At 41.0% G+C, this 6,510-nt stretch carries 9 protein-coding genes and 3 pseudogenes; all 12 read left to right on the top strand.

What is annotated here, in order from left to right:
• A pseudogene (locus G636_RS20660) lies at window positions 1-424 on the top strand (AAA family ATPase); the annotation flags it as partial.
• A gap of 253 nt (window positions 425-677) precedes the next feature.
• On the top strand, window positions 678-848 hold the full coding sequence (locus tag G636_RS20655; RefSeq protein ID WP_196803122.1) for a hypothetical protein: 171 nt from the start codon (window positions 678-680) through the stop codon (window positions 846-848).
• Window positions 817-1,059: a hypothetical protein gene (locus G636_RS18760; protein ID WP_155832406.1), complete on the top strand. Its 243-nt coding sequence runs from the start codon at window positions 817-819 to the stop codon at window positions 1,057-1,059. Before G636_RS20655 ends, G636_RS18760 begins: the two co-directional genes overlap by 32 nt.
• Window positions 1,026-1,514 (top strand): annotated as a pseudogene (locus tag G636_RS18755) (transposase); the annotation flags it as partial. The gene G636_RS18760 and the pseudogene G636_RS18755, both read left to right, overlap by 34 nt.
• 198 nt (window positions 1,515-1,712) lie before the next feature.
• Window positions 1,713-1,982 (top strand): hypothetical protein, encoded by a 270-nt coding sequence (locus G636_RS0114220; RefSeq protein WP_026508588.1) that lies wholly within the window; start codon window positions 1,713-1,715, stop codon window positions 1,980-1,982.
• Window positions 1,983-1,999: 17 nt separating this feature from the next.
• Window positions 2,000-2,842 (top strand): DegV family protein, encoded by an 843-nt coding sequence (locus tag G636_RS0114215; RefSeq protein ID WP_026508587.1) that lies wholly within the window; start codon window positions 2,000-2,002, stop codon window positions 2,840-2,842.
• 70 nt (window positions 2,843-2,912) lie between these two features.
• Window positions 2,913-3,085: pseudogene (locus G636_RS21230) on the top strand (ATP-binding protein); the annotation flags it as partial.
• A 171-nt stretch (window positions 3,086-3,256) separates the two neighbouring features.
• Window positions 3,257-3,817, top strand: coding sequence for a histidine phosphatase family protein (locus tag G636_RS18750; protein WP_051227047.1), 561 nt, complete (start codon window positions 3,257-3,259; stop codon window positions 3,815-3,817).
• 9 nt (window positions 3,818-3,826) lie between these two features.
• Window positions 3,827-4,114, top strand: a complete 288-nt coding sequence (locus tag G636_RS18745; RefSeq protein WP_081668508.1) for a tautomerase family protein — start codon at window positions 3,827-3,829, stop codon at window positions 4,112-4,114.
• 54 nt (window positions 4,115-4,168) lie between these two features.
• Window positions 4,169-4,720 carry an HD domain-containing protein gene (locus G636_RS0114200; RefSeq protein ID WP_026508586.1) on the top strand — a complete coding sequence of 184 codons (552 nt, stop codon included), beginning with the start codon at window positions 4,169-4,171 and terminating at the stop codon, window positions 4,718-4,720.
• A gap of 146 nt (window positions 4,721-4,866) precedes the next feature.
• Window positions 4,867-5,517, top strand: coding sequence for a class I SAM-dependent methyltransferase (locus tag G636_RS0114195; RefSeq protein ID WP_026508585.1), 651 nt, complete (start codon window positions 4,867-4,869; stop codon window positions 5,515-5,517).
• Window positions 5,518-5,531: 14 nt separating this feature from the next.
• A complete protein-coding gene (locus tag G636_RS0114190; RefSeq protein ID WP_026508584.1) occupies window positions 5,532-5,981 on the top strand; it encodes a GNAT family N-acetyltransferase in 450 nt (149 codons plus the stop codon).
• Window positions 5,982-6,510 lie beyond the last annotated feature (529 nt).

The raw sequence follows: 6,510 nt of genomic DNA, 5'->3' as shown, positions 1-6,510 counted from the left end.
GCTCGATGCTCCTGCCAGAAAGACCTGGGCTGGAAATATGTTTGAGCAGGTATGTAAAGATCATATCAGCCAGATTAAGCAAAAGATTGGAATTCTAGGCATTCTATCCACTGAGTCATCTTGGTTCGTGAAGGCAGATAAGAAGCTTGGTACAGCGGGGACACAAATTGATTTGATTATTGATCGTCGCGATAGAGTTATAAACCTCTGTGAGATGAAATTTTCTTTGAGTGAATACGTCATCGACAAAGACTATGACGAGAAATTGAGAAAGAGGATAGAGACCTTCCGTAAAAATTCAAAGACTAAAAAAGCAGTTCAGATAGTATTTGTAACAACTTATGGGGTGGAATCAAATCAGTATAGTGGAATTGTTCAAAAGCAGGTCACACTAGATGATTTGTTCAAAGCCAAAGAGATATAATTGCTTATCTTAATCGCATGCCATAACGAAGATTTGGATAGGTAATAATGCAAGCTGAATAAGAGCTGAAACTGGGATCGGAGCAAAATCCGGTCCTTTTTCTAAGCCCACATTTTGAGCGGGGTTAGGCACTTCTACAAGAAAAAGTACAGGATCTAACGCTTGTTATGAAAAAACGGATATGTACAAAGAGGCAATAGAAGGACAAAAGACCTTTCGGCCGAAGGGTATTTCACATGAAGGAGGAACCGTCATGGATACCCAAAGATTTTTAATGGATGCATATGTTAGGGGCGGTGTTACAGAGAATGCATGCTCTGTGCCTGCGTGGGCAACGAAAGAACGGCTCGAGTACTCAATGCCGTTTGTAGAGATTTGGAGGATGGGAGAGTATGTATCAGAAAATGAAGCATGTAGATATTGATGCAGATGAAGTGGAATATCTTTTTGAAGGAAAGAGTATAGTTAACAGTGCTAAGGCAAAGGTTGACAGGGCACTTCTTGTGGCTAATGAAAAGGGCGTGAGAATAGTGAACTGTGCGATACTTTCAATAGACAAGGATGTGGAACCGGAGCTACAGCTGCCCTTCAGCTCGAATACCCATGGAAGGAAATGCTGGTACAGGAAGCCGTAACAGTATTGAGAGCTGTGGATAACTCTCTGTCTCTGATTTTATCACGAATGCAGGAGCTTGCTAAGTCATTACCCGAATATTCAACAGTACGGGCAATGGGAGGCGTCGGAGATGTCCTTGCTCCAAAGTTAATTGCTGAGATCGGTGATGTTCGGCGTCTTCATAGTGCAAAGGCGCTTATCGCGTGGGCCGGAATAGATCCTCCACCGTATGAATCCGGCCAGTTTGTTGGCTCCAGGCGCAAGATAACAAAACGAGGTTCATCTACTCTTCGGAAGGTCGGATATGAAGTCATGAGGGTGCTTAAGAGTCATAAGGCGCCAAAAGACGATGCTGTTTATAACTATATCCTGAAAAAGGAACGAGAAGGTAAAGACAAAAAGCACGCAAAGATTGCTGGATTAAATAAGTTCTTGAGAATCTATTACGCAAGAGTAATGGCAGTCTATCAATAGCGAATGATCAGAGCAGGTCCTGCCAGGCTGGGTTATTATTCCGGCCTTATTGTTGTACACAAAAATCGAATCATGAGAAATATAAAAACCTGCTGAAAAGCTCTTGACTTTTGTTAGCAGGTTTCTATACGCCTTTTGTTTACCGCTTACGGTGGTCTGATGATGGTCACTACGATGCTGTTATGAAAGCCATGTCCTATGCTTGAAAATCCTGAGCTTCTTAGAGAGATGGTAGCAAGATCCGGAGCCCATGGCACCAATGAAGAATCAGAAGAAAGCGTTGAACATCTCTGCGCAAAGTGTGATAATTATTCAAAAGAGTGGGGACCTGTAGCTGATGATATCTGGGCTCACCAGAAGCACTACAGAAAATCTTACGAGAACTATGCAAAAGAAAATATAGAAAGCGCAGAAAAACTGGAATTTTCTGATGTTAAGGAATCCAAGAAAGAGAACAGAGGCGCATAATTGCCAGGGGGAAAATAATGATAAAAATTCTGTCAGATAGTACCTGTGATCTGTCACCGGAACTGATTCAAAAATACGACATCGGTATAATCCCGTTATATGTAAGGCTCGGGGATGCGGAATATCTCGATGGCGTCAATATTTCTCCCGAACAGATCTATAAATGGTCTGATGAACATGGAGAAACGCCCAAGACAGCAGCGGCCGGCATTGAGGATATTTCCAAATACCTGGATCCGTCAGGAACAGATGAGTACGTTATTTTCACGATATCATCTTCAATGTCGGCAAGCTTTAACAATGTAAGGCTTGCTGCAGAAGATCTTGGCATGTCTGACAGAGTTCATGTCATTGATTCTGCAAATCTTTCCACAGGTATCGGACTATTGGTAGTGTATGCTGCAGAGCTGGCTAAAGAAGGAAAGACAGCGAAAGAAATAGCATGCGAGATAGAGAAAACCAAAGATAAAGTTCGTGCAAGCTTTGTGATAGATACCCTTGTTTATCTACATAGAGGTGGTCGCTGTTCCGGCCTTGCTGCCTTCTTTGGAACAGCGTTGAAGATCCATCCGCGTATCGCGGTATCTGACGGAGCCATGCATCCGGAAAAGAAATATCGCGGATCAAGCAGACGCTATGTACTTGATTATGTCAGGGACATGGAAGCTGACCTGAAGAATGCCAGACCGGAGCGCGTATTTATAACCCATTCCGGGTGCGACAGGGAAGTAGTTGAATCTGTTAGAAAATATCTGGCCAGTCTTGGCGTTTTTAAAGAAATCCTTGAGACCCGTGCAGGAAGTGTTGTTTCATCTCACTGTGGACCAGGAACACTAGGAGTACTTTTTATTTCCAGATGATATCGTGCATATTGTAGACTAATGAACTTCCGGAAGGTCCTGCGTCTCTGCTAAGAACGCTATTTCGCAGGTTTCAACTGAGGAAAAGCAAAAACAGGAGTTTAACTCACTCCAAACATACCAGATTCCTTTAAGAAAATTATTCTGGTTAACGGATCATCCAAGCCATGGCGAAATGAAGATGGTTATGTAATTATGGGCATGAAGTATTTTTTGCTTAATGAAAACAGCTTGGAGTATTAAAGTATAAGGAACGGTTTATAAAGAATGGATCAATTTTGCCACAGGCTGTGGCAATTTTTGAAGCAGAGTTAGATGATAGAACTATAACATGAGCCATTTGACAGAATAATTGCTGTCTGATGGCTCTTTTTTCTGATATATTAGAACTATGCTTTTGGGAGGTGTTTAGAAATGCTTTTTTACCTTGTAAGACATGGACAGACAGATTGGAATAACGAGAAAAGAATGCAAGGGCATATGAATATCCCTATGAACGATGTAGGTATTCAGCAAATGAAGGACCTTGCAGATCAGATGGTTAGAGACAAAGTCAGATTTGACAGATTGATTGCAAGTCCTTTGGACAGGGCAAAGCAAAGCGCTGAGATTATAGCTGAGAAGACAGGCTTCAAGGATGAAATTGTATTTGACGATGATTTCATAGAAAGAGATTGTGGGCTTCTGGAGGGCGAAGTATGGTATCCGGAGCTTAATCTGGAAGATCCCAAATATAAGATGGAAACAATTTCAGAGCTATGTGAAAGAGCTCAAAGAGCGCTGGATAAATATGATTTTGCTGAAGATGAAAAAATAATGATTGTAGCTCACGGGGCAATATTGACAGCTGTAAGAATGGTATTATCAGATTATAAGATTGATTACTATGACAGGACAGAGCCGGTTATTCAGGGAAATATTCTGTGCTGCAAAAAGGAAGAAGGAAAAGAAACTTCTTTTTTCAACATGTTCTAAAGCCAGTTGATGAAGTTGGAGAAAAGGATAATGCCACACGTTGAAATTAAGTGCTTTTTAGGAAGAACAGAAGAGCAGAAAAAAGAATGCGCGGAAAGAGTTGCGGAAGTAATCGCTGAGACACTTGGATGCAAGACTACGAGCAGTTCTGTTGAGAATATCTGGGTGTATGAAGAAGATGAGATAGTAAAGGGATTAATACATATTGAGAATGAGGATAACGGAGCTGTTCATGTGGGGACAAAGAAATTTGATTTCTTTCCATTTACATGTGGTTATATGAAAAAAGAACTGTAGATTATGGAGGAGTGTGTATGGGGGCATTGATTATTTGGCTTGTAATAATGTGACATGATAATCAGTGAAGCAATAGAGTATGTTAATAAGCTGTTTGCAGGGAATTCCGATGGGCATGGAGCAGATCATACCATGAGGGTATATCACAACGCTCAGATACTTATGGAAGCATACCCTGAGGCAGATGGTTTTGCAATTTCATTAGCTGCATTATTACATGACGCTGATGATTATAAGCTTTTCAGCACAGAAAACAATGCAAATGCCAGATCATTTATGGAACAAAAAGGCCTTCCGTCAGAAATGTTAGAACAGATCTGCAAAATTATTAATTCCGTGTCATTCAGCCATAACAGAGGCAGAAGGCCCGAAACACTGGAGGGAAGGATTGTCCAGGATGCAGACAGACTTGATGCCATTGGAGCGATAGGGATTGCCAGAACATTTGCATATGGCGGGAAGGCTGGAAGGGGCTTGTCAGACTCCATAAAGCATTTTTACGATAAACTTCTTTTGTTAAAAGAAGAAATGAATACTGATGCAGCTAAGGAGATGGCCCAAAAGAGGCATGAGTATATGAAAGATTTTCTTGAAGAATACTATTAGGAATCCTTTCAGATACACATGGACTATTAAGGCAGGAAGCGCATGTGCCTGCATATGAGTTCTATAAAAAGAACGGCTATATCGAATTAGAAGGGCATGTATCATTTGCCAAGGAGCTATGAAAAATAACTGGGAGAAATTAGAACATGCTTGAAAGAATGGATGATTTCTTTACTGCCCGTATCAATGGGTATGATGAGCACATGAAGAGCAATATTGAAGGCGCGTCTTTATTTTATAAGTTTACAGCAGCTCTTTTGCCGGCCGGTGAAAACGCAAAGGTGCTTGATCTGGGTTGCGGAACAGGACTTGAATTAGAGGAATTCTTTTTGGTAAATCCAAATGCAAAAGTTACCGGAATTGATCTCACAGAAGCCATGCTTGATTCACTAAATGCTAAGTTTCCGGATAAGGATATTACAACAATCTGCGGGTCATACTTTGATGTGCCCTTTGGAGATGGAATATTTGATGCTGCAGTTTCTGTGGAATCGTTACATCACTTTTCAAAAGAGGAAAAGATTCCTTTATATGCGAAGCTTTGGCAGGCACTTAAGCCCGATGGATATTTTATCCTGACTGATTATTTTGCAGAGACAGATGAACAGGAAACGTTTTTCAGGCAGGAGCAGATTAGACTAAGAAAAGAGCAGAACTTGCCGGATGAAGTGTTTTATCATTATGACACTCCGCTGACTGTGGAGCATGAAAAAGAAGCTTTAATAGCCGCTGGATTTACAAAAGTAGAAGTGCTTAATCATTGGGAAGCAACATATACACTGAAAGCAGGAAGGTGATAAGGTAAAGAACCATGAGTCTACAATTTGTAAAAGCAAGCACTTCTGATGCTTTGACACTAAATGGAATATCTAAAAGAGCTTTTGACAGCGATGTTCAGGTCGGAGCACCTTCAGCAGGTGGGCCTCCTGGATACATGTCTGTGCCTTTTCATACCAAGATGGCCAGATCAAATCACTTGTACAAGTTAACTGATAATGGATTGATTGTTGGCGGAGCTATTCTGTTTCCTGATAAAGACAATCTGAACATCGGAAGGATATTTGTAAGTCCAGAGCATTTCCGTAAAGGCTATGGAATCTACATGATGCAGGAAATTGAGGCGATGTTTTCAGATGCAAAGGAATTCACGTTGGATACGCCCATTTGGAATGTCAGAACAAATGCATTTTATTCTAAGCTTGGGTATACAGAAGCAAGACGTGATAACGAGTTTATTTATTATTATAAGAAACATGAGTGATTCATATCTAACTGGATGGTTTTCATGATGGAGCAATTATCGTTTTTTGAGGAAAAACACAATGATCCACGGCCTCCGCTGGCACTTAACTGGAATCTGTGGCATGGATGCACCAGAGCAAGTACAGGGTGCCTACATTGTTATGTTTACCGGAGAGATGAGTCCATAGGAAAGGACCCTACAGTCCTTCATAAGACAGATAACTTTAATCTCCCAATACTGTTAGCACCCTCTCTGAATGACTTTTAGTTGATACCTTTGATTGTCGCTGGATTGATTGATATACTGTCAATCAGTCTGTAGAAAGGAAGATTCCGAAAGGAGGTCCCCTAGCAAGCGACAATCCCTTCGGAATCCATGGTTTAAAACCATGGTAAGCGTATCAAAATATACAAAAACTTTCAATGAGAAATTGGGTGTTTTTTATTGAAAGTGAAGAAGAATGTATCTGTCCGGAATGTAAGAGTGGTCTGAAATACAGGGATAAGGTCCTAAGAATCCAGCGTTATCGTGATTCTGAACCTAAGTG

The organism is Butyrivibrio sp. MC2013, assembly GCF_000424585.1.
In the GTDB taxonomy this organism is placed as follows: domain Bacteria; phylum Bacillota; class Clostridia; order Lachnospirales; family Lachnospiraceae; genus Butyrivibrio.
Note: the sequence above shows the minus strand (reverse complement) of the source record. Positions and strands in the feature narration are given on the sequence as shown.

Bases quoted from the DNA above. Each gene is read 5' to 3' on its own strand.
- G636_RS0114215 (WP_026508587.1), top strand. From the start codon at position 2,000: ATGATAAAAATTCTGTCAGATAGTACCTGTGATCTGTCACCGGAACTG.
- G636_RS18745 (WP_081668508.1), top strand. From the start codon at position 3,827: ATGAAGTTGGAGAAAAGGATAATGCCACACGTTGAAATTAAGTGCTTT.
- G636_RS20655 (WP_196803122.1), top strand. From the start codon at position 678: ATGGATACCCAAAGATTTTTAATGGATGCATATGTTAGGGGCGGTGTT.
- G636_RS0114190 (WP_026508584.1), top strand. From the start codon at position 5,532: ATGAGTCTACAATTTGTAAAAGCAAGCACTTCTGATGCTTTGACACTA.
- G636_RS0114195 (WP_026508585.1), top strand. From the start codon at position 4,867: ATGCTTGAAAGAATGGATGATTTCTTTACTGCCCGTATCAATGGGTAT.
- G636_RS18760 (WP_155832406.1), top strand. From the start codon at position 817: ATGTATCAGAAAATGAAGCATGTAGATATTGATGCAGATGAAGTGGAA.
- G636_RS18750 (WP_051227047.1), top strand. From the start codon at position 3,257: ATGCTTTTTTACCTTGTAAGACATGGACAGACAGATTGGAATAACGAG.
- G636_RS0114200 (WP_026508586.1), top strand. From the start codon at position 4,169: ATGATAATCAGTGAAGCAATAGAGTATGTTAATAAGCTGTTTGCAGGG.
- G636_RS0114220 (WP_026508588.1), top strand. From the start codon at position 1,713: ATGCTTGAAAATCCTGAGCTTCTTAGAGAGATGGTAGCAAGATCCGGA.